This window comes from Kitasatospora sp. NPDC001540, assembly GCF_042894345.1.
Lineage (GTDB): Bacteria > Actinomycetota > Actinomycetes > Streptomycetales > Streptomycetaceae > Kitasatospora > Kitasatospora phosalacinea_C.
The window spans coordinates 81,841-105,976 of record NZ_JBIAVO010000022.1; the positions used below are offsets into that span (position 1 = coordinate 81,841).

24 protein-coding genes are annotated in these 24,136 nt (G+C 74.4%); 11 read left to right on the top strand and 13 right to left on the bottom strand.

Annotated elements, in window-relative coordinates:
- Positions 1-133 precede the first annotated feature (133 nt).
- Positions 134-526: an STAS domain-containing protein gene (locus tag ACFY00_RS24500; protein WP_388033679.1), complete on the top strand. Its 393-nt coding sequence runs from the start codon at positions 134-136 to the stop codon at positions 524-526.
- 155 nt (positions 527-681) lie between these two features.
- On the opposite strand, the gene ACFY00_RS24505 is transcribed toward ACFY00_RS24500, so the two are convergent.
- Together ACFY00_RS24505 and ACFY00_RS24510 are read right to left on the bottom strand one after the other, a co-directional pair.
- Positions 682-1,788, bottom strand: a complete 1,107-nt coding sequence (locus tag ACFY00_RS24505; RefSeq protein WP_388033680.1) for a hypothetical protein — start codon at positions 1,786-1,788, stop codon at positions 682-684.
- A 385-nt stretch (positions 1,789-2,173) separates the two neighbouring features.
- Positions 2,174-2,953, bottom strand: coding sequence for a DUF1963 domain-containing protein (locus ACFY00_RS24510; RefSeq protein ID WP_388033681.1), 780 nt, complete (start codon positions 2,951-2,953; stop codon positions 2,174-2,176).
- Positions 2,954-3,245: 292 nt separating this feature from the next.
- Here ACFY00_RS24510 and ACFY00_RS24515 point away from each other — a divergent pair, with 292 nt between their 5' ends.
- Positions 3,246-3,470 carry a hypothetical protein gene (locus ACFY00_RS24515; protein ID WP_388033682.1) on the top strand — a complete coding sequence of 75 codons (225 nt, stop codon included), beginning with the start codon at positions 3,246-3,248 and terminating at the stop codon, positions 3,468-3,470.
- A gap of 186 nt (positions 3,471-3,656) precedes the next feature.
- Here ACFY00_RS24515 and ACFY00_RS24520 read toward each other — a convergent pair whose 3' ends face one another.
- Together ACFY00_RS24520 and ACFY00_RS24525 are read right to left on the bottom strand one after the other, a co-directional pair.
- On the bottom strand, positions 3,657-4,064 hold the full coding sequence (locus tag ACFY00_RS24520; protein ID WP_388033683.1) for an STAS domain-containing protein: 408 nt from the start codon (positions 4,062-4,064) through the stop codon (positions 3,657-3,659).
- 158 nt (positions 4,065-4,222) lie between these two features.
- On the bottom strand, positions 4,223-4,738 hold the full coding sequence (locus ACFY00_RS24525) for a MarR family transcriptional regulator (RefSeq protein WP_388033684.1): 516 nt from the start codon (positions 4,736-4,738) through the stop codon (positions 4,223-4,225).
- A 95-nt stretch (positions 4,739-4,833) separates the two neighbouring features.
- On the opposite strand from ACFY00_RS24525, the gene ACFY00_RS24530 reads away from it, so the two are divergent.
- The 3 genes from ACFY00_RS24530 (at position 4,834) to ACFY00_RS24540 (ending at position 8,159) form a co-directional block, all read left to right on the top strand.
- Positions 4,834-6,027: a PP2C family protein-serine/threonine phosphatase gene (locus ACFY00_RS24530; protein WP_388033685.1), complete on the top strand. Its 1,194-nt coding sequence runs from the start codon at positions 4,834-4,836 to the stop codon at positions 6,025-6,027.
- A gap of 369 nt (positions 6,028-6,396) precedes the next feature.
- On the top strand, positions 6,397-7,722 hold the full coding sequence (locus tag ACFY00_RS24535; protein ID WP_388033722.1) for an SGNH/GDSL hydrolase family protein: 1,326 nt from the start codon (positions 6,397-6,399) through the stop codon (positions 7,720-7,722).
- 59 nt (positions 7,723-7,781) lie between these two features.
- Positions 7,782-8,159, top strand: coding sequence for a nuclear transport factor 2 family protein (locus ACFY00_RS24540; protein WP_388033686.1), 378 nt, complete (start codon positions 7,782-7,784; stop codon positions 8,157-8,159).
- A gap of 53 nt (positions 8,160-8,212) precedes the next feature.
- On the opposite strand, the gene mmsB is transcribed toward ACFY00_RS24540, so the two are convergent.
- The 6 genes from mmsB to ACFY00_RS24570 all read right to left on the bottom strand — a co-directional run bounded on the left by mmsB (position 8,213) and on the right by ACFY00_RS24570 (position 15,825).
- Positions 8,213-9,448 (bottom strand): multiple monosaccharide ABC transporter permease, encoded by a 1,236-nt coding sequence (gene mmsB / locus ACFY00_RS24545; RefSeq protein WP_388033687.1) that lies wholly within the window; start codon positions 9,446-9,448, stop codon positions 8,213-8,215.
- Between the two features lie 3 nt (positions 9,449-9,451).
- Entirely contained in the window at positions 9,452-10,999 is a 1,548-nt protein-coding gene (gene mmsA / locus ACFY00_RS24550; protein WP_388033688.1) for a multiple monosaccharide ABC transporter ATP-binding protein, read from the bottom strand.
- A gap of 207 nt (positions 11,000-11,206) precedes the next feature.
- On the bottom strand, positions 11,207-12,304 hold the full coding sequence (chvE, locus tag ACFY00_RS24555) for a multiple monosaccharide ABC transporter substrate-binding protein (RefSeq protein WP_388033689.1): 1,098 nt from the start codon (positions 12,302-12,304) through the stop codon (positions 11,207-11,209).
- Between the two features lie 435 nt (positions 12,305-12,739).
- On the bottom strand, positions 12,740-14,470 hold the full coding sequence (locus ACFY00_RS24560; protein WP_388033690.1) for a purine-cytosine permease family protein: 1,731 nt from the start codon (positions 14,468-14,470) through the stop codon (positions 12,740-12,742).
- Positions 14,471-14,589: 119 nt separating this feature from the next.
- Positions 14,590-14,751, bottom strand: coding sequence for a GntR family transcriptional regulator (locus ACFY00_RS24565; protein WP_388033691.1), 162 nt, complete (start codon positions 14,749-14,751; stop codon positions 14,590-14,592).
- Between the two features lie 87 nt (positions 14,752-14,838).
- On the bottom strand, positions 14,839-15,825 hold the full coding sequence (locus ACFY00_RS24570; protein ID WP_388033692.1) for an alpha/beta fold hydrolase: 987 nt from the start codon (positions 15,823-15,825) through the stop codon (positions 14,839-14,841).
- Positions 15,826-15,999: 174 nt separating this feature from the next.
- Here ACFY00_RS24570 and ACFY00_RS24575 point away from each other — a divergent pair, with 174 nt between their 5' ends.
- On the top strand, positions 16,000-16,626 hold the full coding sequence (locus ACFY00_RS24575) for a helix-turn-helix domain-containing protein (protein ID WP_388033723.1): 627 nt from the start codon (positions 16,000-16,002) through the stop codon (positions 16,624-16,626).
- 26 nt (positions 16,627-16,652) lie between these two features.
- Here the strand turns inward: ACFY00_RS24575 and ACFY00_RS24580 are convergent, their stop codons facing one another.
- Entirely contained in the window at positions 16,653-17,840 is a 1,188-nt protein-coding gene (locus ACFY00_RS24580; RefSeq protein ID WP_388033693.1) for a GDSL-type esterase/lipase family protein, read from the bottom strand.
- Positions 17,841-17,946: 106 nt separating this feature from the next.
- Positions 17,947-18,516 carry a TetR/AcrR family transcriptional regulator gene (locus tag ACFY00_RS24585; protein ID WP_388033694.1) on the bottom strand — a complete coding sequence of 190 codons (570 nt, stop codon included), beginning with the start codon at positions 18,514-18,516 and terminating at the stop codon, positions 17,947-17,949.
- Between the two features lie 137 nt (positions 18,517-18,653).
- Between ACFY00_RS24585 and ACFY00_RS24590 the strand changes: the two genes are divergently transcribed.
- On the top strand, positions 18,654-19,706 hold the full coding sequence (locus ACFY00_RS24590) for a serine aminopeptidase domain-containing protein (protein ID WP_388033695.1): 1,053 nt from the start codon (positions 18,654-18,656) through the stop codon (positions 19,704-19,706).
- Positions 19,707-19,799: 93 nt separating this feature from the next.
- On the opposite strand, the gene ACFY00_RS24595 is transcribed toward ACFY00_RS24590, so the two are convergent.
- A complete protein-coding gene (locus tag ACFY00_RS24595; protein ID WP_388033696.1) occupies positions 19,800-20,552 on the bottom strand; it encodes a GNAT family N-acetyltransferase in 753 nt (250 codons plus the stop codon).
- A 20-nt stretch (positions 20,553-20,572) separates the two neighbouring features.
- Here ACFY00_RS24595 and ACFY00_RS24600 point away from each other — a divergent pair, with 20 nt between their 5' ends.
- From ACFY00_RS24600 to ACFY00_RS24615, 4 genes are all read left to right on the top strand, one after another.
- Positions 20,573-20,827, top strand: a complete 255-nt coding sequence (locus tag ACFY00_RS24600; protein ID WP_388033697.1) for a hypothetical protein — start codon at positions 20,573-20,575, stop codon at positions 20,825-20,827.
- A gap of 156 nt (positions 20,828-20,983) precedes the next feature.
- A complete protein-coding gene (locus ACFY00_RS24605) occupies positions 20,984-21,907 on the top strand; it encodes a CPBP family intramembrane glutamic endopeptidase (RefSeq protein ID WP_388033698.1) in 924 nt (307 codons plus the stop codon).
- A gap of 25 nt (positions 21,908-21,932) precedes the next feature.
- Positions 21,933-23,231 (top strand): sensor histidine kinase, encoded by a 1,299-nt coding sequence (locus ACFY00_RS24610; protein WP_388033699.1) that lies wholly within the window; start codon positions 21,933-21,935, stop codon positions 23,229-23,231.
- Positions 23,224-23,916: a response regulator gene (locus tag ACFY00_RS24615; RefSeq protein ID WP_388033700.1), complete on the top strand. Its 693-nt coding sequence runs from the start codon at positions 23,224-23,226 to the stop codon at positions 23,914-23,916. The genes ACFY00_RS24610 and ACFY00_RS24615 overlap by 8 nt, the downstream gene beginning before the upstream one ends.
- Positions 23,917-24,136 lie beyond the last annotated feature (220 nt).

Sequence of the window (24,136 nt, forward strand, 5' to 3'; positions counted from 1 at the left end):
CGGGCGCCCTGTCGGGTGCTCAGGAACGGTGCGGCGTCGGATCGGTGACGGTTCGGCAGCGGAGCGTGGACCTCCGGGTCGCCGGGCGGGACGATCACGTGCATCATCACCACGGCCCGGAGGGAGCGCACCCGTGGCGCCGGCGCAGGAGGACCTGCACATCAGCGCGATCGAACTGCCGGGCCGCGTCCGGGTGGTGCGGCTGGAGGGCGAGACGGACGCGGTCCAGCAGCCGCGGCTGCGCGCGGCCATGTCGGCGGCGGTGCGCAGCGGGGTGGCGGGGGTGGTGGTCGACCTGTCCCGGTTGCGGTTCTGCGACTCCTGCGGGCTGCGGGAGTTGGTCCTGGCCCACGGCAATCCCGAGGGCGTCGTGGTGGTGCTGGCCGCGCCGACGGCGCAGTTCCTGCGGCTGGCGGAGATCACCGGCGTCGACCAGGTGGTGGCGATCCGGCCCACGGTCGCGGCGGCGCTGACGACCGCCCTGGCCGCGGCGGCGCGGCGGGGCCCGGACCTCCCGCCGCAGTGAGCGTCGCAGTGAGCGCCGCGGAGGGCTCCCGAACCCGCCGCCCCGGCCGCGCGGCCCCGGGGACGCCCACCTCGTGCCCGGCCCCGGAACCCCTCGCCCTCGGGATGAGGTGTCACGGCAGGAGGGGCGCCGGGGGTCGGTGCCCCGCGGCAGGGTCAGAGCCTGCGGAGGAACGAACCGAGGGACTTCGCCGCGGCGTCGGCCAGGTCGGTGAGGGCCCGGCCGAGCTGGTCCAGCTCGGGGGAGAGGGAGCCCGTCCCCTGCCGGTCCTCGGTCTCGGTCTCGCCCTCGGTCTCGGCGGACTCGCCCCGGTAGCCGACCGCTCCCTCGTCGACGCGCTGGGACCAGCCGAGGAAGGAACTGCCGTCCTCCGTCAGCCCGATGGAGGCCGAGCAGGCCCGCTGGTCGGTCCAGGCGAGGCGGTCGAAGGGGGTGTCCTCGCCCACGGCGAGGTGGAACGTGAGCGGGCCGCCCGGGTGCCAGCGGCCGCCCCAGCCGGCCTCGGTGGAGAAGGTGCGGGTGGCGGCCGGGTCGGCGTCGCCGGGGAAGGACTGACGGTCGGTCAGGGTTCCGCGCAGTTCGTACCAGTGGCCGTCGGCGTCGCGGGCGTGGCCGTGGAAGGTGGTCAGCTCCAGCGCGAACACGACGGACGCCTCCGCGCCGGACCGCACCCGCCAGTCGAGTCGGGCCGGCATCGCCCCCTCGCCGGAGTCGAGGTGCAGCCGCCAGGGGGCGGCGGGCTCCCACGCCTGCGCGCCCGGGGCCCGGCGGTCCGTGCGGTAGGTCAGCAGCGAGCGGCCCGTGGAGTCGGCGAGCCAGGCGCGTTCGGCCTGGTCGCGGTCCCAGACGGGCTCGGCCAGCACCCGGTACAGCCACAGGCGCGAGCGGGCGTCGGCGGAGCTGCGGAGCGTCAGGGTGTTGGTCGCGCCCGGGACGAGCAGGTCGGCGGGGACGGCGAGGACCAACTGCTGCGGGAGGTCCCCGCCGCCGGGTATGCGGTGGTCGCCGACGATCGCCCTGGAGTTGACGGCGACGTGGAGCGGCGCGAAGCCGGGCCGGGGGCCCAGCTTGGAGACGAGGGCGCGGATCTTCACCGTGAGCTCGTCCGTCACGCCCTCCGGCGGGACGTGGAACTCGACGGTGACCGTGGCCCCGGCGTCGAGCGCGAGGTGGTCGCGGGCGAAGTCGGCCCGCTCGGCGGTGACCACGGCGTTGCCGGTCCGGGGGACGGCGGTGGAGAAGTCGACGAAGACGGGCTGCACGTGGGCTCCTCGAGGCGGCCGCGGGGCACGGGTGGTTGGACTCCGGATGATGCCACGGCCCGGTGACGCCCGGCCGCCGCGGGCGGACAGTGCCACGTCCCGGGCGGCCGTCAGGACGGCAGCAGGCACGGCTGCCGGGGCGCGGCGCGGCGAGGACACCGGGTTCGGTCCTGGAGGTGGGGCCGACCGCGCCCCGAGGCGGACCCACCTCGCGGTCCCCGTCCCTTCGCCGACCGCAGCGTCGGGCGTGGCGTCGGGCGTGGTGGGCCACCCTCACCCGGTCCTCCGGGCCGTCCGCCTGCCGCTCCGGTACGTCTTGGTCCACCCGTGGTGGTGTTCGCGGTGGGGGCGGGTCCGGCGCGAGGTCAGGGGGTAGTGGTGGCGGTCAGGCCATCTCGACGTAGCGGTGGACGCGGTCGAAGCGCAGGTCCGCCGCATCCTGGCGGCGGATCACCCAGTGGGCCACGCCGGAGTCCAGTTCCGGGACGTCGTCGCCGCACCGCCAGGTGGCCAGCAGGACCCAGTCGTCGGTGTCCCCGGGGGTGCGGGCGTCGTGGACGGGGTCGTTCTGCGGCGAGACCGGGCGGCCGCCGAGTTGGAGGGTCCAGGGCGGGCGGTGGCCGCCCAGCCGCTCCCAGGCGGTGTCGAGCTCGTCGGCGAGTTCGGACTGCTCGTCCTCCGGGAAGTCCCCCCAGCGGTCGAGGGCGAAGCTCTCCGGCATCGGTGCGCTCGGCTGGTGCCAGGCGGTGCGCAGTTCGCGCGGCGGGTACGGTTCGTGCGAGCCGTCCTCGGCGGGGCGCGGGGCGGTCGGGGTCCCGGCGGGGACGTACAGCACCGCGTCGGCCGCCTGCCGTCCGGGGCCGCGGACCTCGGTGCCGGAGAAGAGCAGCAGGTGGCCGTCGGCGGGCAGCGGGAGGCCGGTCGCGCCGGGCGGCAGGGCCGCGAGGTCGACGGAGGCCACGAGGGGCTCGGACGGCCTCGGCACGCCGTCCGGCAGCAGGGGGTCGCCGCCGATCCGGGCCACGAGGGGGCCGTCCCCGCCCTCCGCCAGGTAGACCGCCGGGCGGAGGGCGCGGATCCACTCCTCCACCTCCTCCGGCGGCAGGTCCTGGGCGGCCGCCTCGGCCCGGAAGCGGTCGATCCTGTTCGTGTGCGCGTCAGTCATCTGATCATCCTAGTAGCCCCGTGAGCGGGCCCCGGTGCTGCCAACTGGCTTGCGGACGGGGCGGCTTGGCGTGAGAGGCCGTGCCCTGCGCCGGGGCCGGGCCGGGGCGGGCCGGGCCGGGTGGACGCGGGGGAACGGATCGTCGAGAGGGCGTGGCTCGGACGTCAGTGCGCCGGTCCGCGCCGAACCGGGCCGACACGATCGGTGCGGGCTGCGGTGCGGGTGCGGTGACACGGCCGAGCACGTTCCGCTCCTGGTGACCCTCGGCTGGGTGAGCGGCGGAGAAGCGCACGTGAGCGAGATCGTCCACGGCCGCGCCCACCTCGGCGACGAGTGCCGGGCGCGGATCCGGGAAGGGCTCTGGAGCGTCCTGCAGGCGGGCCTGGCCGGCACCGCGGACGAGGCCGGGACGGCCGCCGACGTCCTGGAGCGGAGCGAGATCCACGAGGCCCGGTCGGCCTTCCACCAGGACCTACTCCGTCGGCGGGCCCGGGCCGGGACGAAACGCGGGCGTTGACGGCGCCGGGGCTCCGGCGGTGTCGAGGGCCTGGTGGGGGAGGCCTGTCGCGGCGCAGACGGGGTAGGCGGGTGCCGAACGCCGGAGCGGAGCGAGAGGAGCGGGTCGATGAGGCCGGACGTGGTGGCGCCCGCCCCGCCCGGTGCGACCGGGCGGGGCGGCGGGAGTTCAGGGCCTCGCGGGAGTTCAGTGCCCCGCGCTGATCGCGGGCGTGTCGATCTGCGGTTCCGGCTGCGGCTCCGGGCGAGGGCGGGCGACCGGTGCCACCAGGCCCAGGACGGCGGCGGTGCCGGTGAGGGCCGCCAGCCGGACGAGCCGCGGGGAGGGCTTCTCCAGGTGGAAGGTGCCGCCGGCGTCGGTGATCCGCCGCCGGGCGCGCAGGAGGGCGCCGAGCCCGGCGCAGTCGCAGAAGGACAGGTCGGAAGCCTCGATGATCATGATGCGGGGTCGGCCCAGGAAGGCCGTTCGGACGGCGGCTTCGAGGTCGGGGACGGTGTCCAGGTCGAGCTCGCCGGACAGGTGCAGGTGCGCGACGGTCGCGTGAACGGTGACTGCTGCGGTCAGCTGCGTCGGTGGTGCCGGTTGTTCGGCCATGCAGGCCTCCCTTCACCGGGCGGTGCGCGCAGCACTGCCCGGGACCGCGAGTTGCGGTCCCTCCACCCTAGAGGCAACATTTGCTCTTCGACAACATTCCATGTCCGGCAACGATTTTCGGGTCGTCGCCCGGGGTCGGTGCGGCGGGGCCCGGCGGCTCAGGCCGTCAGCGGGGTCGGCGCGACCTCGGCGCCTCCCGTGGGGCCTCCCACGGCGTCTCCCGCGGCGCGGCGGGCCGCGCTGGTCCGGAAGGCGTTCAGCCCCGTCAGCAGCGCACCGCGCTCGGCCGGGGACATCCCGTCGAGCACCGCCGCGAGTGCCTGCTCACGCGCGGTGCGCAGGTCGGCCAGGAAGGCCAGCCCGGTCGGCGTCAGGTGCAGCTCCAGCTCGCGTCGGCTGGTGGTGCTGGCCGTGCGCTGGACCAGCCCGGCCGCCTCCAGGCGGTCGCACAGCCGACTGACCGACGAGGGACGCGAGTCCAGGATCTCGCTGAGCGTGCGGAGGTTGATGCCGTCGCTCTCCGCCAGCACGTAGAGGACGCGCAGCTGGGAGACGGACACCGGCCTGGATTCCAGCTCGCGCCCGCCGCCCCAGAGCACCTCCAGCAGTTCCACCACCGACGACACGGTCGCCGCGCCGTCGGCGCGGTGCGGGAGCGGGGGGACGAGGACCATGGGTCCATCCTGACACCCCCCTCCAAACCCACCACAACCCGTCGGCACGATCGAACACGGATCGATCGGCGCCGCAGAGGAGAAGGAGCACCCAGGTGACGGAGAACCTGTCCGCGGTGGAGCGCGCCCTGCGCACCGCCGCCCCGTACGCACTGCTGGACGCGGTGCGGGAGAACCTCGTCCGGCTGTACGGCGCGTCGAGGGTCGAACTGCAGCTCGCCGACTACAGCCTGACCGTGCTCCAACGGGTCACCGACCTGCCGCACACCGCCCGGCCGGTCCCGGTGCACACCAGCGCCCCCGGACGGGCCTTCGGCTCCCAGCAGCCCTTCACCGAGACCGGCCCGGACGGTAGACCGGCGGTGCTGCACCTGCCGGTGACCGTGCGCGGCGACCGCCTCGGCGTCCTGAGCCTCGACGTGGACGGCGTCCACCTCACGCCGCAGCGGCAGGAGGAGCTCCGCGAGATCGCCGAGATGCTCGGCCACCACCTCGTGGTCGCCGAGCGGGACACCGACCTCTACCTCCAGGCCCGCCGCAAGAACCGCCTCACCCTGGCCGCCGAGATGCAGTGGCAACTGCTGCCGGCCCGGGCCTGCGCCCGGGAGGAGTACGCCATCGGCGCCCAGCTGGAACCCGCCTACGCCATCCGCGGCGACAACTTCGACTGGTCCGCCACCGAGGACCGGCTCACCCTGACCATCACCAACGGCATGGGGGAGGGCATCGACGCCTCGCTGCTCACCAACCTCGCCGTCAACGCGCTGCGCAACGCGCGCCGGGCCGGCGTCGACATCGCCGACCAGGCCGCGCTGGCCGACCAGGCCGTGTACGGGCAGTACCGGGGCGAGGCGTACGTCTCCGTGCTGCTGCTGGAGTTCCACCTGGACACCGGCCTGGTCGAGATCGTCGACGCGGGCTCCCCGCAACTGCTCCGGCTGCGGGACGGCGCCGTCCGGCACATCCCCTTCGAGGCGCAACTGCCGCTCGGCCTGGCCGACGGCACCCCGTACCGGGCGCAGCGCATCCGGGTGGAGCGTGGCGACCGGCTGGTCTTCGTCAGCGACGGCGTGCACGCCGCCGCCTCGACCTCCGGCGAGGAGTACGGCGCGGCCAGGCTGCCCCGCGCCATCCAGGAGACCCGGCTGCTGCCCGCCGCCGAGGTGCCCCGGGCGATCCTGACCGCCCTCGCCGCCCACCGCGGCGACGACGCCCGGGACGACGCCCTCGTCGTCTGCCTCGACTGGACCGGCCGACACCCCGCCCCGGCCGACGCCCCGCCCGCCTGACGCCCCGCCCGGCTGATGCCCGGGGCTGGCGGCCGCAGGGGAGCGTGGCGGAGCAGCCCGGAAGGGGGCTCGGCCGGTCCCGGGACGCGCAACCGTGGTGCCGTCCCGTGCAGTTGCTCCGTCGGTGGTGCCGGGTCGACTCGGCGTGCGGCGTCCGGAGGGTCCGGATCCGGTCCGTTCTGCTGGCTGAAACATTCGAAAAACTGTCGCAACTCCCAGGGTCCAATGGCCTGTTGGCTCGGTTACGCTACCGCAGTCCGCCGGGTGGAGCCGGGCCCGGCGGGCTTCGAAAATTTTCGGAACAGCTTGAGGAGAGGGCCGTACGTGAAAACCACCGCACTGCGCCGATGGGCGACGACCACCGTGGCCGTGGCCGCCACCGTGACCCTCACCGTGACGGCCGCCGCGTTCGGCGGGGCCCTGGCCGACCGCGTCGGGGCCGGAGCACCCGCCACCGCCCAGCAGGCCTCCGCGGCGGACGGAGCGGCCGCGGCGGGGCCCGGGCACGAGCACTGGGTGGACACCTGGACCTCGATGCCGCAGCTGACCGAGCCGGGCAACATGCCGCCGGCCCCGTACACCCAGGACGGCGCGGTGTTCGCCGACACCACGCTGCGGCAGACCGTGCACGTCACCCTCGGCGGCCGCACCCTGCGGCTGCACCTCAGCAACGCGTTCGGCGGCACCGCCCTGCCCGTGACGGCCGTCTCGGTGGCCCGCCCGGCCGACGGCCGCTCCGGGGCGCGGGCGATCGTGCCCGGCAGCGCGCGGCCGGTGACGTTCGGCGGGCGCCCCGGGGTCACCGTGCCGGTCGGCGCGCAGATGGTCGCCGACCCGCTGGACTTCCCGGTCGCCGCGGGCGAGACCCTCACCGTCACGATGTACCTGGCCACCGGCCAGCACTCGACGAACATCACCTCGCACCCCGGTTCGCGCACCACCTCGTACATGCTGCGCGGCGACCACCTCGACGACGCCGACCTGGACGGCGCGGCCTCGGTCAACCACTGGTACTTCCTGAGCGCCGTCGAGGTGCAGGCCCCGGCCACCGACCGGGCGACCGTCGTCCTGGGCGACTCCCTCGCGGACGGCCGCGGCTCCACCGACAACGGCGACAACCGCTGGCCCGACCGGCTGCGGGCCCGGCTGGCCCGGCGCGCCGACACCGCGGGCACCGCGGTGCTCAACCAGGCCGCGGGCGGCAACCGGGTCCTCAACGACGGGCTGGGCCCCAACGCCCTGTCCCGGCTGGACCGCGACGTGTTCGCGCAGCCCGGCGTCACCTCGCTGATCGTCTCCGAGGGCGTCAACGACCTCGGCACCGCCGACGCCACGGCGGCGGCCCAGCAGGCCGTCACCGCGGACCTGATCGACGCGTACCGGCAGATCGTGCTGCGCGCCCACGCGCAGGGCATCCGCGTCTACGGCGCCACCCTCACGCCCTTCGGCGGGAGCCAGTACGACGACGCCGCGGGGCTGCGGGAGGCGTCGCGGCAGGCGGTCAACGACTGGATCCGCACCAGCGGGCAGTTCGACGCGGTGCTGGACTTCGACCGCGCGGCCGGTGACCCGCAGGCTCCCCGGCGGCTCCGCTCCGACCTGGACGTCGGCGACCACCTGCACTTCAACCCCACCGGCTACCAGGCCCTCGCCGACGCCGTCCCGCTCCGCCTCTTCGGCCCCGGGGCCCGCTGACGGAGGGCGAGGGCGGCTGGCGGGACGGGCGCACGCGCGGCGGCTGGTATGACTGGACCATGCAGGAAGAGACCGCACGCTCCGCGATCGACACGTTCATCTCCGCGTTCAACGCCCCGGAGGACAGCCATGTGACCGCCCTGCTCTCCCGGGCCCTGACCTCGGACGTGGTCTTCTGGGGGCCGTTGGGCCGCAGCGAGGGGATCGCGGCGGTCGAGCGCTTCGTGCTGGACCTCCGCCGCCACCCGGCGGGGGCCGGCACGATGGCGCGCTGCTCGGAGGTGGACGTGCCGGGCGAGTGGGCCCGGTACCGGTGGACCTTCGCCACGCCGGACGGGGGCCTCCGGCTGGCCGGGACGGACGTCGTCCACCTGCGGCGCGGCCTCATCGACCAGGTCGTCGTCTTCGCGGGGGAGATCGCGCCGCTCGCCCCCTGAGCCGCCCTCCTCGGTTCGGGGGACGGCTCGGGGGGCGAGCGGGTGAGGAGGCGTCAGGAGCCCGCCTTGCGCTTGTTGTAGACGTCGAAGCCGACCGCGGCGAGCAGCACCAGGCCCTTGATCACCTGCTGGTAGTCGGTGCCGATGCCGACCAGCGACATGCCGTTGTTGAGGACGCCGAGCACCAGGCCGCCGATGATCGCGCCGAGCACGGTGCCGACGCCGCCGGAGGCCGAGGCGCCGCCGATGAACGCGGCGGCGATCGCCTCCAGTTCGAAGTTGATGCCGGCCTGCGGCGTCCCGGCGTTGAGGCGGGCGGCGAAGACCAGCCCGGCCAGGGCGGCCAGCACGCCCATGGTGACGAAGGCGAGGAAGACCACCCGCTTGCTCTTCACGCCCGACAGCTTGGCCGCCGCCTCGTTGCCGCCGATGGCGTAGGTGTGCCGCCCGATGATCGAGTTGCGCATCAGGTACCCGAAGCCGAACAGCAGCACGGCCAGGATCAGCAGCACGATCGGGAAGCCGTGGTAGCTGGCCAGCAGCAGCGTGAAGACCACCACCGCGGCGGTCACGGCCGCCAGCTTCGCCAGGAAGAGCCCCGTCGGCAGGAGTTCCAGGCCGTACGAGGCGGCCTGGCGGCGGCCGCGGACCTCCTGCAGGAGCGCGACGGCGAGGACGGCGGCGCCCAGCAGCAGGGTCAGGTTGTGGTAGTTGGTGTGCGGCCCGACCTCGGGCAGGAAACCGCTGCCGATCTTCTGGAAGCCCTTGGGGAACGGGGCGATCGACTGGCCCTGCAGCATGATCTGGGTGCCGCCGCGGAAGACCAGCATGCCCGCCAGCGTCACGATGAACGACGGGATGCCGACGTAGGAGATCCAGAAGCCCTGCCAGGCACCGGCCGCCGCGCCGATCAGCAGGCAGGCGACCAGCGCCACCGGCCAGGGCAGGTGGTGCCTGACCATCATGACGGCCGCCGCCGCGCCGGTGAAGGCGGCCAGCGAGCCGACCGACAGGTCGATGTGCCCGGCGATGATGACGATCATCATGCCGATGGCCAGGATCAGGATGTAACTGTTCTGCTGGATCAGGTTGGTGACGTTCAGCGGCTGGAGCAGGATGCCGTCCGTCCAGATCTGGAACAGCACCACGATCAGCGCGAGGGCGACCAGCATGCCGTACTGGCGCACGTTGCCGCGCAGCGCCCGGGCGAGGACGTCGCGGACGGGCGTCCGCCCGGCCGCCTCGGGGGCGGCCTTCCTGGTCTGGGGGGTGGTCCCGGTCTGGGCCATGCGTTACACCTGCTCGTTCTGGATCGCGGCGCTCACGGTCATGAGGCGCATGAGGGATTCCTGGGTGGCGTCCGCCCGCCGCACCTCACCGGTCAGCCGTCCCTCGGCCATGGTGTAGATGCGGTCGCACAGGCCCAGCAGTTCGGGGAGTTCGGAGGAGATGACCAGCACCGCCTTGCCCTGGGCGGCCAGGTCGGCGATCACGGTGTAGATCTCCGCCTTGGCGCCGACGTCGATGCCGCGGGTCGGCTCGTCGAGGATCAGCACCTCGGGCTCGGCGAAGATCCACTTGCTGAGGACGACCTTCTGCTGGTTGCCGCCGCTGAGCTTGCCGGTCTCCATGAACACCGAGGGGGCCTTGATGTTCATGGACGCGCGGAAGCGCTCGGCGACCCGGGTCTCCTCGTGCTCGTTGATCCAGCCGCGGCGGGAGACCTTGCCGAGCGCGCCCAGCGAGATGTTGCGGCTGATGTCGTCCGCGAGGTTGAGGCCGAGCTGCTTGCGGTCCTCGGTGACGTACGCGATGCCGTGGCCGATCGCCTCGGAGACGGTGCGGGTGCGCACCTCCCGGCCGTTGACCAGCACCCGGCCGCCGGTCCACCGCCCGTAGGAGCGGCCGAAGACGCTCATCGCCAGCTCGGTGCGGCCGGCCCCCATCAGCCCGGCGATGCCGACGATCTCGCCGCGCCGCACGTGCAGCGAGACGCCGTCGACCACGTTGCGGTGGTGGTCGATCGGGTGCTGGACCGTCCAGTCCTCGACGGCCAGCGCGACCTCGCCGACCTCCGGGGTGCGCTCGGGGTAGCGGTGCTCCAGGTCGCGGCCGACCATGCCGCGGATGATCCGGTCCTCGGAGATGCCCTCGGCGCCGACGGCGAGCGTCTCGATGGTGCGCCCGTCGCGCAGGATGGTGACGGAGTCGGCGACCTTGGCGATCTCGTTCAGCTTGTGCGAGATGAGGATGCAGGCGATGCCCTGCGCCTTGAGCTCCAGGATCAGCTCCAGCAGCTTGCGGCTGTCCTCGTCGTTCAGCGCGGCGGTCGGCTCGTCCAGGATGAGGAGTTCGACCTCCTTGGCGAGCGCCTTGGCGATCTCGACCAGCTGCTGCTTGCCCACGCCGAGGTCGGCGACCCGGGTCTGCGGGTGCTCGTGCAGGCCGACGCGGCGCAGCAGCTCACCGGCGTGGGTGAGCGTCCGGTGCCAGCTGATGATCCCGCGGCGGGCGTGCTCGTTGCCGAGGAAGACGTTCTCCGCGATGGACAGGTACGGCACCAGGGCGAGTTCCTGGTGGATGATGACGATCCCGCGCCGCTCGCTGGCGCGGATGTCCCGGAACCGGCAGGGCTCGCCCTTGAACAGGATCTCGCCCTCGTAGGAGCCGTGCGGGTAGACCCCGCTCAGCACCTTCATCAGGGTGGACTTGCCCGCGCCGTTCTCGCCGCAGATCGCGTGGACCTCGCCGGCGGCGACGGTGAGGTTGACGTCCGACAGCGCTCTGACCCCGGGGAAGGTCTTGGTGATCGCGCGCATCTCTAGGACGGGTCCGGCCATGGTGCTTTCCGTTTCGGCTGGGGGCGGGGGGGGGGGGGGGGGGGGGGGGGGGGGGGGCCCGCGGGGCCCCCCGGCCCCCCGCCCCCCCCCGGGCCCGCCCGCCGCCCCCCCCCCCCCCCCCCCCCCCCCCCCCCCCCCCCCCCCCCCCCCCCCCCCCCCCCCCCCCCCCCCCCCGGCTGGTGCGGGCGGTGCGGGTACCCGCGGGCGCTACTTGAGCTGGTCCGCGGTGTACTGGCCGCCGTCGACGAGCACCTTCTGGTAGTTGTCCTTGTCCACGCTCACGGGCTGGAGCAGGTAGGCCGGGACGACCTTGGCGCCGTTGTCGTACTGGGTGGTGTCGTTGGTCTCGGGCTTGCCGCCGGTGAGCAGGGCGTCGCCCATCTGGACGGCGACCTTGGCGAGTTGGCGGGTGTCCTTGTAGACGGTCTGGGTCTGCTCCCCGGCGATGATGGACTTCACCGAGGCCAGCTCGGCGTCCTGGCCGGTGACGATCGGCAGCGGCTTGCCCGCGCCGCCGTAGCCGACGCCCTTGAGGGAGGACAGGATACCGATGGAGATGCCGTCGTACGGGGAGAGCACCGCGTCCACCCGGGCCGAGGTGTAGGACTTGCTCAGCAGGTTGTCCATCCGGGACTGCGCGAGCCCGCCGTCCCACCGCAGGGTGGCCACCTGGTTGAACGCGGTCTGACCGCTCTGCACGACCAGCTTCTTGCTGTCGATGTACGGCTTGAGGACGCTCATCGCGCCGTCGAAGAAGAAGCCGGCGTTGTTGTCGTCCGGGGAGCCCGCGAACAGCTCGACGTTGAACGGGCCCTTGCCGTCCTTGAGGCCCAACTTGTCGGCGATGTACGTGCCCTGGAGGACGCCCACCTTGAAGTTGTCGAACGTCGCGTAGTAGTCGACGTTCTTGGTGCCGCGGATCAGCCGGTCGTAGGAGATCACCGGGATGTGCGCGTCGGCGGCCTTCTGCAGCACGTCGGTGAGGGAGGAGCCGTCGATGGCCGCGACCACCAGCAGCTTGGCGCCCTTGGTGATCATGTTCTCGACCTGCGAGACCTGGTTCTCCACGACGTTGTCGCCGAACTGCAGGTCGGTCTTGTAGCCCTTGGCCTGGAACTCCTTGACCATGTTGTTGCCGTCGTTGATCCAGCGCTCGGACGACTTGGTCGGCATGGCGATGCCCACCAGGCCGCCCTTGGAGTCGCCCTTGGTCGCGCCGTCGCCGACGCCGTTCGCACTCTGGCCGCACCCGGCCAGGGTCAGCGCCAGGGCGCCTGCGGCGAGGGCCGTCGAAAGCTTGCGCACAATTCCTCCATGGGGGCGCCCGGGCCCGGACCGGCCACGGTGACGACGGAGGGCCGGGCGTGGCGACGAGCGGGTGGGCAGGGTCGGGGTGGGACCGGTCGGCGGTCGGACGGCGCGCCTCCCCCGGGGTGGGGGAGGGGGCGTCGGCCCGGGGCGGGGAGGGCCCCGGGCTCGGTGCGCGCGGTCCGCCGCTGTCCGGCGTCCTCAGAGTGTTAGCGCTAACAGAAGCAGCGTCAAGGGTCCGCGCAACACTGTCGAACGTGGCGCCGCTCGCTGGTGGAGGCTTTGTGTACGAGGCTTGACGAAGCGATTGTTAGCGCTAACAATCTGGGGGGCGCACGAGGTCCGCACACGTCCGCGCCCCGTTCCACCGAGGGGGCGGAACGGGGCGGCGGCGGACGGGACGGGCGGCCGGTGGGCCGGGCGGCCAGCGGGTCAGGCGGTGGCGGGCGAGGCGGGCAGCACGTGGGCGCCGGACCGGTCGGTGCTCAGGCACAGCGAGCAGACGACGGCGTCGTGGGCGGCGCAGGCGGCCAGGTCGGGGCGCTCGTAGGGCCGGTGGCAGACGTGGCAGTCGAGGGTGACCGCGCTCGGGTTGCCCTCGGCGTCCAGCAGCGGCTCGTCGATGCCGTCGTCCGTCCGGCGCAGGTAGTACCGGCCCCTGGTGGCGACGGCCGTCAGCGGGGTGAGGACGAACGCGATCAGCGCGGCGGCGACCGGGGAGTACGGCTGGAGGGTGTCGCCGAAGGCGTGGAAGTACATCGCGATCGACAGGCCCGAGGCGGCGGTGAAGGCGACGACGCCGACCGGGTTGACGGCGTACAGCATGCCGCGGCGGAACTCGGGGCGGAGCGGGGAGATCCGCAGCAGGTGCTTGTTGACGCCGATGTCGGTGGCCACGGTGACCACCCAGGCGATCGCGCAGTTCGAGTAGAAGCCCAGGACGCTGTTGAGGAAGCTGAACATGTCGGCCTCCATCAGGACCAGCGCGATGCCCAGGTTGACCAGGACGAAGACCATCCGCCCCGGGTAGCGGCGGGTGACCCGGGTGAAGGAGTTCGTCCAGGCCAGCGAGCCGGAGTAGGCGTTCGTCACGTTGATCTTGATCTGGCTGACCACCACGAGCGCCACGGCCAGCGGGACCACCAGCCAGGACGGCAACATCGCGTCGAAGGCGCCCTTGAACTGGCGGATCGGCTCCGGCGCCAGGCCCGGCCCGACCGCGGAGAGGATGCGCACGGCGAGGAAGACGCCGATCACCTGCTTCAGCGCGCCGACCACCACCCAACCCGGACCGGCCATGACCACCGCGGTCCACCACCCGCGCCGGTTCTCCGCCGTCCGGGGCGGCATGAAGCGCAGGTAGTCGATCTGCTCGCCGATCTGCGCGATCAGCGACAGGCAGACCCCGGCGCCCAGCAGCACGGACGCGGTGTTGACGCCCCCCTCGCCGTCGGTGCCCGCGTAGGACAGGAAGCGGTCCACGCTGCCGGGGTCGGTCCAGACCAGGTACGCCAGCGGGGAGACCATCAGGACCAGCCAGACCGGGGTGGTCCAGACCTGGAGCCTGCTCAGCGCCTTCATGCCGTAGGCGACCAGCGGGATCACCATCAGGGTGGAGAGCAGGTAGCCCAGCCAGAGCGGCAGGCCGAACCCCAGTTTCAGCCCCTGCGCCATGATCGAGCCTTCCAGGGCGAAGAAGACGAAGGTGAAGCTGGCGAAGATGACGCCGGTCAGCGCCGAGCCGTAGTAGCCGAAGCCGGAGCCCCGGGTGATCAGGTCCAGGTCGATGTTGTAGCGGGCGCCGTAGTACGCCAGCGGGTAGCCGGTCACGAAGATGACCGCGGCGGCCACGGCGATCGCCACCAGCGCGTTGCCGGTGCCGTGGACCAGGCCGATGCCGGCGCCGATCGAGAAGTCGGCCATGTAGGCGATGCCGCCGAGGGCCGTGGTGGCCACCACCATCGGGGTCCAGCGGCGGTAGGTGCGGGGCGCGAAGCGGAGGGTGTAGTCCTCCAGGGTCTCCTCGGCGGCCCGGCCGGTGGCGGTCGGTGCCGGGGCGGTGGTGGCGGCCGGTGTCGTGGTGGCCGGTGCGGTGGTGGCCGGTGCCGCCGACCGCGGAGGGCCGGGCTCGACGGTTCTCACCGGGTTCGGTTCGACGCTCATGCGGTGCCTCCTTGCCGTGCGGAAGGTGCGGAAGGGGGACGGGCGCGGGCCTGCGGGCGTGCGGGTGTGCCGTACGAGGGGTGCCGGCCGAGCAGGGGGCGGGGGCCGGGCGCGGGGGGTCAGCCGCCGTCCCTGATCGCGCCGTCGGAGCGCAGCCGCGTCAGCGCCTCCCGCACCGGTGTCCGGGAGACCCCGAACCGCCCCGCGAGCCGCTCCTGGGTGAGGCGCTCGCGGTGCGGGGGGTGCGGTGCGTCCGGAGGTGCGTACGGCCCGGTGTCCATGGCGGGAGACGCTAGGCAGCGGCCGTTTCCCCCGGGGACCTCCCGCGTGAAGCCGAGGTTTCGAAACCCCGCCGGTCCGGGGCCGGTTCAGGCCCGGAGGGTGGCGAGCCAGTCGGTCAGCAGCCGGTTGACCTCGGCGGGACGCTCCTGCTGGATCCAGTGGCCGCAGCCGTCCAGGAGGTGGCAGGAGGTCAGGCCGGGGAGGGTGGTGGGGAAGGCGGCGACGGCGTCGGACATCCAGGTGGTGGAGGCGTCCAGGGCCCCGCCGACGAACAGGGACGGCTGGCCGATCGGGGCGCCGCGGTGCGGGGCGAGGTCCGCCCAGTCCCGGTCCAGGTTGCGGTAGCGGTTGAGGGCGCCGGTGAATCCCGTGCGTTCGAACTCCCCGGTGTAGACGTCGAGTTCGGCCTCGCCCAGCCAGGCCGGGCGGACGTCCGCGGGGAAGCGGTCGCGCAGTCGGCCGCCGGGGGTGACGAAGTGCGGGTCGGGCTGGTCCGGGGCGGGCATGGTGTCGGCGGACAGCGCCGCGTAGAAGCCCGCGAGCCAGCCCCGGACGTCGGGCTCGATCTCCGCCTCGGCGCGGCCGGGCTCCTGGAAGTAGGAGACGTAGAACTCCTGCCCCGGGCCGCCGATCCGGCCGAACACCTCGGTGGGGCGGGACCCGCCGGGCGGTGCGTAGGGGACGCTCAGCAGGCCCACGGCCCGGAACACCCCGGGGTGGAGCAGGGCGGAGGTGGCGGCGATGGTGGACCCCCAGTCGTGGCCGACGATCACCGCCTCCCGCTCGCCGAGGGTGCGCACGACGGCGAGGTTGTCCGCCACCAGGTCGAGCATCCGGTAGGCCTCGACCGCCTCCGGCCGGGAGGATCGGCCGTAGCCGCGCACGTCGATCGCCACCGCCCGGTGACCGGCCGCGGCGAGGGCCGGGAGCTGGTGGCGCCAGGAGTACCAGGACTCCGGGAAGCCGTGCACGAGCAGGACGAGCGGGCCGGTGCCCTGCTCGACCAGGTGCAGGCGCCCGGCCGGGGTCCGGACGGTGCGGTGGCGGGGTGCGGCGGTCGGTTCGGGCTGCACGGGCTGCTCCTCGGTGCGCGGCGGACGGGACGCGGTGTCCCGTCGATCCTGCGGCGCGGCACCCGTCCGGCGCGACGACCGTTGCCGATCTGGCAAACTCGCAGCACAGGGTGGTGCGACGGGGCAGCGGCGCGGAGGAGGACGCAGGTGGCAGCCGACGGAACGGCGGACGCGATGGGGCCCCGGCTGCGGGCCGCGCGCGAACGCCGCGGCGTGACGCTCACCGCCGTCGGCCGCGCCACGGGCATCTCCGTCAGCACGCTGTCCCGGATCGAGACCGGCCGGCGCAGGCCCACCCTGGAGGTGCTGCTGCGCCTGGCCGAGGAGTACGAGGTCTCGCTGGACGAACTGGCCGGTCGGGCCCCCGCCCCCGCGGCCGGGCCGCCCGCCAGGGCGCCGCTGAGCTTCGGCGACGAGAAGGCGGTGCTCCCGCTGACCCGGTACGTCGGCGGCCTGCACGCCCACAAGCACGTCCTGCCCGCCCTCGACGGTCCGCCGGCGCGGCCTCGCCAGGTCTCCCACGGCGGCCACGAGTGGCTGTGCGTCCTGTACGGGCGGCTGTGGCTCGCGCTCGCCGACCGCGACCTCGTCCTGACCCCCGGCGAGGTCGCCGAGTTCGACACCCGGACCCCGCACGGAGTGGCCAACGCCGGTCCCGGCGGCCCGGTGGAGTACCTGGTCCTGTTCGGGCCGCAGGGCGAGCGGTTGCGCCCGCGCACCCCTGCCGTCCACCCGCCGCCCGCCCCGCCGGCAGGGCCGGTGCCGCCCACCGCGTCCGCACCCCGCGCGGAGCGGGCCTGACCGCGGCTCAGGCGTTCGCGGTGGGTTCAGACGTTCGTGGTGGCGAAGGGGCCCGTGGGGCCGAAGGCGAGTCGGGCGAAGTTCTCGGCGATGCGGCGGTGGCCCGCGGCGTCGGGGTGGACCTCGTCGGGCAGCGGGAGCTCGGCGTAGTCCGCCTCCCCGTAGAGCTCGCGCCCGTCGAGGTGGTGCAGGTTCGGGTCCTCGGCCGCCCGTGCCGCGACGATCCGGGCGAGTTCCGCGCGGACGGTGGTCAGGGTCAGGCGTCCGGCGGCGCGTTCGGCCGGGTCGCCGGTGGCCTTGAACTTCAGCGTGCCGTCGGCGAAGTCGGGCATGAGGGGGCCGGGGGTGTCCTCCTGGACCGGGCACAGGACGGGCGAGACGACCAGGAGCGGCGTGGTCGGGTGCCCCTCGCGCACGGTGTCGAGGAACCCGTGCACCGCGGGGGTGAAGGCGCGCAGGCGCATCGCGTCGGTGTTGACCAGGTTGATGCCGATCTTCAGGCTGATCAGGTCCGCGGGGGTGTCCCGCACGGCGCGGGCGGTGAACGGGTCGAGCAGCGCGCCGCCGCCGAAGCCCAGGTTGACCAGTTCCACCCCGCCCCGGGCCGCGGCCAGGGCCGGCCAGACGGCGGTGGGGTGGGTGGCGTTGGAGCCGTGGCTGATGGAGCTGCCGTGGTGCAGCCAGACCCGGCGGCCGCGGTCGGGCGCGGGGGTGACGGGGGCGTCGGTGCGCAGGGCGACCAGTTCGGTGGTCTCGTTGTGCGGGAGCCAGATCTCGACCTCCTTGTCGTGCGCGGGCAGGCCGGTGAAGCGGGCGGTGCCGACCGGGCCCTCGAGCAGTTCGGAGGTCTGGGCGGTCAGGTCGGTGACCAGGCGGACGTTGCCGCCGGGCACGGTGGCCTGGGCGGCGAGGCGGCCGTCGACCAGCAGGTCGTAGACGCCGTCCGCGGGGGCCGGGAAGCCCCGGTAGGCGCGCTTGGTGGGCAGCGTGTCCAGCTCGACGACGGTCGCGGCGGTGCGGAAGACCAGCCGCACGCCGGACGGCTGGGCCTCCGCCAGGGCCAGCTGCTCGTCCGGTATCTGCCGGCGCGCCGCGGCGGGCAGCCGGTGCGGGAGCAGGCCGTGCGCGGTCGGCTCCAGGTCGAGGAAGCCGCGCAGCAGCTCCGCGGTGACGGGGGTGGTGGTCAGGGCGTGGGCGGTGCTCTCGGTGCTCATGGTTCCCAGCTGGTCGATCGGGGTGCAGGGGGTGTGTCCGGACGCGCCGGGGCGCCGGGGCGCCGGGGCGCCGGGGTGCGGCGGTGCGGGGGTGTGGCCCTGCCGGTCAGGGGGTGCCGTGCAGGCGCAGCAGGGCGTCGAGGGAGTCCAGCATCCAGAGCCAGGACGCCTGCGGGTCGGGGGCGCTGTGGCTGAAACCGCCGGCCAGTTCCAGGCTGATGTAGCCGTGGAAGACGCTCCCCAGCAGCCGTACCGCGTGGGTCTGGTCCGGTTCCGCCAGGTGGTAGGCGCGCAGCAGGGCGCGCGTCATCCGGGCGTGGCGGACGCCCGCGCTGGCGGCCGCGGTCGCGGAGTCGAGCCGGAGCCGGGTGGCGTCGTAGCGGCCGGGGTGCTCCCGGGCGTACTCGCGGTAGGCGTCCGCGAAGGCGGCCAGGGCGTCCTTCCCGGCGCGCCCGGCGAGGGCCTCGGAGGCCCGGTCGGCGAGCTCCTCCAGGGCGAACAGGGCGATCCGGACCTTGAGGTCCTGCGAGCTCTTCACGTGCGAGTACAGGCTCGCGGTCTTCACGTCGAACCGCCGGGCGAGCGCCGCGACGGTCACCTGGTCGAAGCCGACCTCGTCGGCGAGCTCCGCACCCGCCCGGGTCAGCCGCTCCGGGGTCAGTCCTGCGCGAGCCATGGTCGTCCTTCCGTCGAAGCTACGTCCAGTATGAACTTGCCTATATCGTATAGGCAAATCGGTGAGTGGTGTACGTGGGTGCCGTTCTCCGCGCCCGGGGTTCCCCGGTCCGCTGCGGGTCTGGGGCGGTGTCGGGCATGATCGACGACCACGCCTCCGAACGCGCCGACCGGATCTCCCTCGACCGGGGCCGCACCGCGCACCTGCGGCTGCCCGCCGACCGGCCCGACGGCCGCCCCGTCCCGGCCGCGGTGCTGCTGCACCCGTACGGCGTCTGGGACCGCGACGCCCACCTGCCCCCCGAGGCCTCCGGGAACGGGCCGGTCCGGCTCTTCGCCGACCTCGGCGCCGCCCTGACCGCCGCCGGGACGGGCGCCCTCTGCTACGACGCCCGCTTCCTCACCGAGGAGCGGCACGGCGGCGCGGGCTCGCCCCGGTTCACCTTCACCGGGCTGGTCGACGACGCCGTCCGGGCGGTCGAGCAGGTGCGCGCCCACCCGGCGGTGGACGCCGACCGGGTGGTGCTGCTGGGCGTCTCGATGGGCGCCGAGGTCGCGCTGGCCGCCGCCGAACGCCTCGGCGGCGAGAGCCACTTGGTCCTCGTCGCGCCCAGCGCCGAGGCCCGCCCGGTGTTCCAGCGCTGGATGGGCCTGGACCGGCGGCTGGAGTGGCTGGCCGCGGGCTTCACCACCGCCGACGGCACCGTCGACCTCGCCGCCGCGCTGGCCGACACCACCGGCCGCAGCGGCTGGTGGGAGCCGTTCGACCTGGTCGAGCGCTTCGGCCCGCACGCCGACCTCGAAGTGCTGCGCGCCGAACTGGCGCTGGAGTACGACGCCTGGGAGGACGCGGCGCTCGCCGGGGACGAGGAGTCGGCGCCCGCCTCGTTCTGGCGCGACTGGTTCGCCCAGCCCGCCCCGTACCGCCGCCTGGCCGGGATCACCGGCCGGCTCGCCGTCCACGTGGGCGCCGAGGACTGGACCACCCCCACCCGGCAGGCCCACCTGCTGCACCGGGCGGCGCTGGCGCGCGGCCTGCGCTCGCAACTGCACGTCCACCCGCGGCTGGGCCACCTGATGTCGCCCCGCCGCGCGGACGGCCTGCGCACCTACGGCCCGTTCGACCCGGACTTCCAGCGGGCCCTGGTCGCCTCGGTCGACGAGGTGCTCCGCTCCGGCCCGGCGCACTGAACCCGCCCGAGGAGGCCGTCGGCTCCACCGCCGCGCGGCCACCCCAACGGCCCCTCCGGGTACCGGCCCACTGCGCCGGGTCGGCCACCGCCGTCAGAGGCGGTGCCGCACCCAGACGTTCGGTTCGACGTACACGGCGCAATCACGTTCCAGGTGGCAGTGGACGGGTGCGAGCGCGCCGGGCACGACGACCTCGCCGGGCCGGTCGAAGGGGAGACCGGTCCAGTCACGCCACTCGGCGAGGGATCCGGCGATGGTCATCGACACCGGTGCCACCTTCTCGATCACCGCTCCCGCACGGACGTGGACACGCAGCCACGGGTCGTGCGGAAGCCCGTCCTCCTCCCGCGTCCGGAAGGCGTACTCGCTCATCGGCGTGCCCGGCTCGTGATGCTTGGCGCTGGGCCGGACGGGAGCGACGACTTCGGCGAATCCGCAGTCGCGGGCGTTCTCGCGCAGGGCCGTGAGCAGACGCCCGGACAGGCCGCGGCCCTGGAGATCGGGGCGGACGGCGATCTCGATCGCGCTGACCGTGTCCGGCACCTCGCCGCGGCGGTGGTCGGCGAAAGCCCGGAGCAGCACCTCGTCCCAACCGCGCGGGGGCAGCCCACCGTCGCGCTCGGGGCCGGCCAGTCGGAACGGGACGCTGAGCGCGCGGCCGACCAACGCGCCGACGCCGTCCGTGGCGACCAGGACGTGGTCGCGGAACACCTCGGGAATCCGGCCGACACAGGCGCTGCTGACGGGGTCCTGCAGCATGAAGGTGGGCCAGCTGTCAGGCATGTCCCAGAGGGCGTCGGCCAGTTCGGGTCGCTCGGCCAGGGTGCTGACGTTCACGCGGTCCATGCGGGAAGGGTAGGGCACGCGTGGTTCGACCGCTGATCATTTCCGAACGGGCCGACGGCGGGCGTGACGTTCACGGTGCCTCATCCGCCGACCGTCGCACCCCGCCGGGCAACCCGGCTGCGGCGGCGCTGCCCCGGACGCACGTCCGCTGCGTCGACGGCCCCTCGCGGGTGCGGGTGCGGGTGCGGGAGTTGCGCGGCGGCCACGACTGCGTGGGCACCGTGCCGGGGGAGCCGGCCGAGCTGCTGCTCCGGGCCGCGGTGCGACCGTTCTGAAGCGCGGTCGGGCCGGAGCGGCGTCGGGGCGAGGGCGCTGCGCATCCCCCGTGAGAGCTACCGGGGCCGTCCCGGCGCGGGTGATTCGTGGCGGGCGGCGGCTTCCTAGCGTGGTGGTCGGGTCGGAACGGTCCGGCCGCGACAGGGGAGGGCACCATGGGGACTGCTGCACCGGACAGCACCGCTTCGGCTCCGGAGGCGAGCGGGACGGGTGAGGCGCGCGGGGCGCACAGGACAGGCGGGGCGAGCGGGGCGCGGGACGGGCGGCTCGGCCGGGTCGGCCGGGTCGTACGGTCGCCGCTCGGCTGGATGGCGACGGGGATGCTCGGCGTCGGCCTGGTCTCGGGCCTGACGGCGACCGGGCCCGGTCCGGTGCCGGTGCTGGGGGCGGTCGCGGCGGTGGCCGCGTACCGGCTGATCGGGCGGCGGGTGGCCCGGCGTCCGGTGCCGGAGGTCGCCCGGCGCGGGGCCGGGCGGGAGCTGCTGCTCGGCGGCGGGATCGGCCTGGGGTTCGTCCTCGTCGCCACCTTCCTGATCACGGTGCTCGGGGGCTACTCGTTCTCCTGGAAGGGCGGCGGCGTCCTGTCGCTGGTGGGGAGCGCGGCCGCGGTGCAGATCGGGGCCGCGGTCAGCGAGGAGCTGCTGTTCCGCGGCCTCGCCCTGCAGGCCCTGGAGCAGGTGTGGGGCAGCCGGGCGGCCCTCGCGGTGACCTCGCTGTTCTTCGGGGTGGCGCACCTGGGCACACCGGGGGCGACCGCGTGGGGCGGGCTGTCGATCGCGCTGGAGGCGGGTGCCCTGCTCGGGGCCGCGTTTCTGTGGCGGCGTAGCATCTGGTTCGTCGTGGGCCTGCACTTCGCCTGGAACACCGCGGAGCAACTGCTCGGCATCCCGGTCTCCGGGCACGCCCCCGAGGGCCTGTTCACCGTCGCCACCCACGGTTCGACCTTCCTGACCGGCGGCGGGTTCGGCCTCGAGGCGTCGGTGGTGCCCGTCCTGATCGCACTGGCCCTGGCGGCCCGGATGCTCGTCCTCGCCCGTCGCGACGGCGGAATCAAGTCCCGTCGGCGCGCCGGGCGTTGAGCACGGAACTGCGAAGGGGACGTACATGACGCGACGTCAGATGGCTTGGTGGCGCGGGCACTTGGAGAGTTTGCAGCGGCGGGTCGCCCTGCCCGGGGGCGCCTTGCCCGGGGGCGTCCCGCTCGGGGACGGCGTCCTGGCGCCGGCGCTGGCCCTGGCGGCCTTCGTGCCGACCCTGAGCGGCATCGGTGCGCAGATCGGCGACCTGCCCGAGCGGCCCGCGAGCGCGCTGGGGGTCGGGCTGGTGCTGGCCCAGGCCCTCCCGCTGGCGGTGCGCCGCAGGTGGCCCGCGGCCTGCCTGGCCGTGGTCGGGGTCGCGTTCGCGGTGCACCAGGCGCTGGGCTTCGCGACGACCTTCGCCAGCGTCGGGCTGTACCTGGCGCTGTACTCCGCCGGGGCCCACCAGCCCCGCCGCCGCCCCGTGTCGGCCGTCGCGGTGGCCGCGGGCTACGCCGCGCTGGCCGTCGTCCTGCACCGCCTCGGCTCCCCGCAGTCCGTGCCGGACTACCTGGCGTTCTTCCTGGTGCTGGCCGCGGCCGCGCTGCTGGGCGGCGCGGTGCGCACCCGGCGGACGGACGAGGCGCGGCGGCGGCGGACGGCCGCCGAGGCCGCCACCGCCGCCGAACGGGCCCGGATCGCCCGCGAGTTGCACGACGTGGTCACCCACCACGTGACGGCCATGGTGGTCCAGGCCGACGCGGCGCAGTTCCTGGTCGGCTCGGCGCCGGAGCGCGCCACGGAGGCGATGGCGGCGGTCAGCGACACCGGACGCCGGGCGCTGACCGAACTCCGGTACCTGCTGGGCGTCCTGGAGGCGACCGGTGAGGCGGCGGCCGGCCGCTCCGCGGCCGGTGGCCCCGCCGCCGATGACCCCGCGGCCGTGGACCGGGCCCCGACCCTGGGCCGGGTGGGCGACCTGGTCGAGCGGGCCCGACGGGCGGGCCAGCCGGTCGAGTTCACCCGGCAGGGCGAGCGCCGCCCGCACGGCGTGGACGTGGAACTGGCCGCGTACCGGGTGGTGCAGGAGGCCCTCACCAACGCGCTCAAGTACGCGGCCGGACGGCCGACCCGGGTCCTGCTCCGCTACGGCGCGGCGGACCTCGGAATCGAGGTGGCCACGGACGGACCCGCCTCCGCCTCCGCCGTCGCTGCTCGCGGGGCGGCCCGCGGGGCGGCCCACGGGGGTGGACGCGGGCTGGCGGGGCTGCGCGAACGGGTGCGGATGCTGGGTGGTGAACTGGAGTCAGGACCCGGGCCCGCAGGCGGTTTCACGGTCCGGGCCACCATCCCGTCCGACCCCGCCAGGAGTGACCACCGTGACTGAAGCGCCGCCCCCGATCCGGGTGCTCGTCTGCGACGACCAGGCGCTGGTGCGGACCGGCTACGTCACCATCTTCTCCGCGCAGCCCGACATGGAGGTCGTCGGGGAGGCCGAGAACGGCCACGAGGCGGTCCGGGCGGCCCGGGAACTGCGCCCGGACGTGGTCGTGATGGACATCCGGATGCCCCTGCTCGACGGCATCGAGGCGACCCGGCGACTGGCCGGACCGGAGGTGGAGGGCGCGCCGAAGGTCCTCGTCGTCACCACCTTCAACGTCGACGCCCACGTCTACGACGCGCTGCGCGCCGGGGCCAGCGGCTTCCTGCTCAAGGACGCGCCGCCGCTGGAACTCGTCAACGGCATCCGCACCGTGGCCCGCGGCGAGGCCCTGCTGGCGCCCGCCGTCACCCGCCACCTGATCGGCCACTTCGCCCGGCACCTGCGCCCGGCCGCCACCTCCCGGGCGGCCGGGCAGGACGTGGTGCGCGCGCTGACCCCCCGCGAGCTGGAGGTGTTCCGGCTGATCGCCGAGGGGTCGTCGAACGCGGAGATCGCCGCGGCGCTGTTCATCACGCCCGAGACGGTCAAGACCTACGTGTCGCGCATCCTGGCGAAGCTCGGCCTGCGCGACCGCGTCCAGGCGGTCGTCCTGGCCCACCGGGCCGGACTGGTGCCGGGCGCGCAGTGAGCCGCCCCCGTCGGGAGCAACCTGCTTTCCCCCCAAGGGACTTGATCGTTTTCAGGCTTTCAGGCCACCGGTTTACACGCCCTTGACAGGCCGTTACCTTGAGGCGTGGGAGCGCTCCCAGAAATTCCCCCGCTCATGGCATGAGCACGGCTTTTCCCCGATCAGACGGCCCGCCCGGCCGGGACGGCACGGGCGGGCCCCCTCCACCGAGGTGGTGAAA

Bases quoted from the DNA above. Each gene is read 5' to 3' on its own strand.
- ACFY00_RS24510 (WP_388033681.1), bottom strand. From the start codon at position 2,953: ATGACTGACGCGCACACGAACAGGATCGACCGCTTCCGGGCCGAGGCG.
- ACFY00_RS24520 (WP_388033683.1), bottom strand. From the start codon at position 4,064: ATGGCCGAACAACCGGCACCACCGACGCAGCTGACCGCAGCAGTCACC.
- ACFY00_RS24525 (WP_388033684.1), bottom strand. From the start codon at position 4,738: ATGGTCCTCGTCCCCCCGCTCCCGCACCGCGCCGACGGCGCGGCGACC.
- ACFY00_RS24540 (WP_388033686.1), top strand. From the start codon at position 7,782: ATGCAGGAAGAGACCGCACGCTCCGCGATCGACACGTTCATCTCCGCG.
- mmsB (WP_388033687.1), bottom strand. From the start codon at position 9,448: ATGGCCCAGACCGGGACCACCCCCCAGACCAGGAAGGCCGCCCCCGAG.
- mmsA (WP_388033688.1), bottom strand. From the start codon at position 10,999: ATGGCCGGACCCGTCCTAGAGATGCGCGCGATCACCAAGACCTTCCCC.
- ACFY00_RS24560 (WP_388033690.1), bottom strand. From the start codon at position 14,470: ATGAGCGTCGAACCGAACCCGGTGAGAACCGTCGAGCCCGGCCCTCCG.
- ACFY00_RS24565 (WP_388033691.1), bottom strand. From the start codon at position 14,751: ATGGACACCGGGCCGTACGCACCTCCGGACGCACCGCACCCCCCGCAC.
- ACFY00_RS24575 (WP_388033723.1), top strand. From the start codon at position 16,000: ATGGGGCCCCGGCTGCGGGCCGCGCGCGAACGCCGCGGCGTGACGCTC.
- ACFY00_RS24580 (WP_388033693.1), bottom strand. From the start codon at position 17,840: ATGAGCACCGAGAGCACCGCCCACGCCCTGACCACCACCCCCGTCACC.
- ACFY00_RS24585 (WP_388033694.1), bottom strand. From the start codon at position 18,516: ATGGCTCGCGCAGGACTGACCCCGGAGCGGCTGACCCGGGCGGGTGCG.
- ACFY00_RS24590 (WP_388033695.1), top strand. From the start codon at position 18,654: ATGATCGACGACCACGCCTCCGAACGCGCCGACCGGATCTCCCTCGAC.
- ACFY00_RS24595 (WP_388033696.1), bottom strand. From the start codon at position 20,552: ATGGACCGCGTGAACGTCAGCACCCTGGCCGAGCGACCCGAACTGGCC.
- ACFY00_RS24605 (WP_388033698.1), top strand. From the start codon at position 20,984: ATGGGGACTGCTGCACCGGACAGCACCGCTTCGGCTCCGGAGGCGAGC.
- ACFY00_RS24610 (WP_388033699.1), top strand. From the start codon at position 21,933: ATGACGCGACGTCAGATGGCTTGGTGGCGCGGGCACTTGGAGAGTTTG.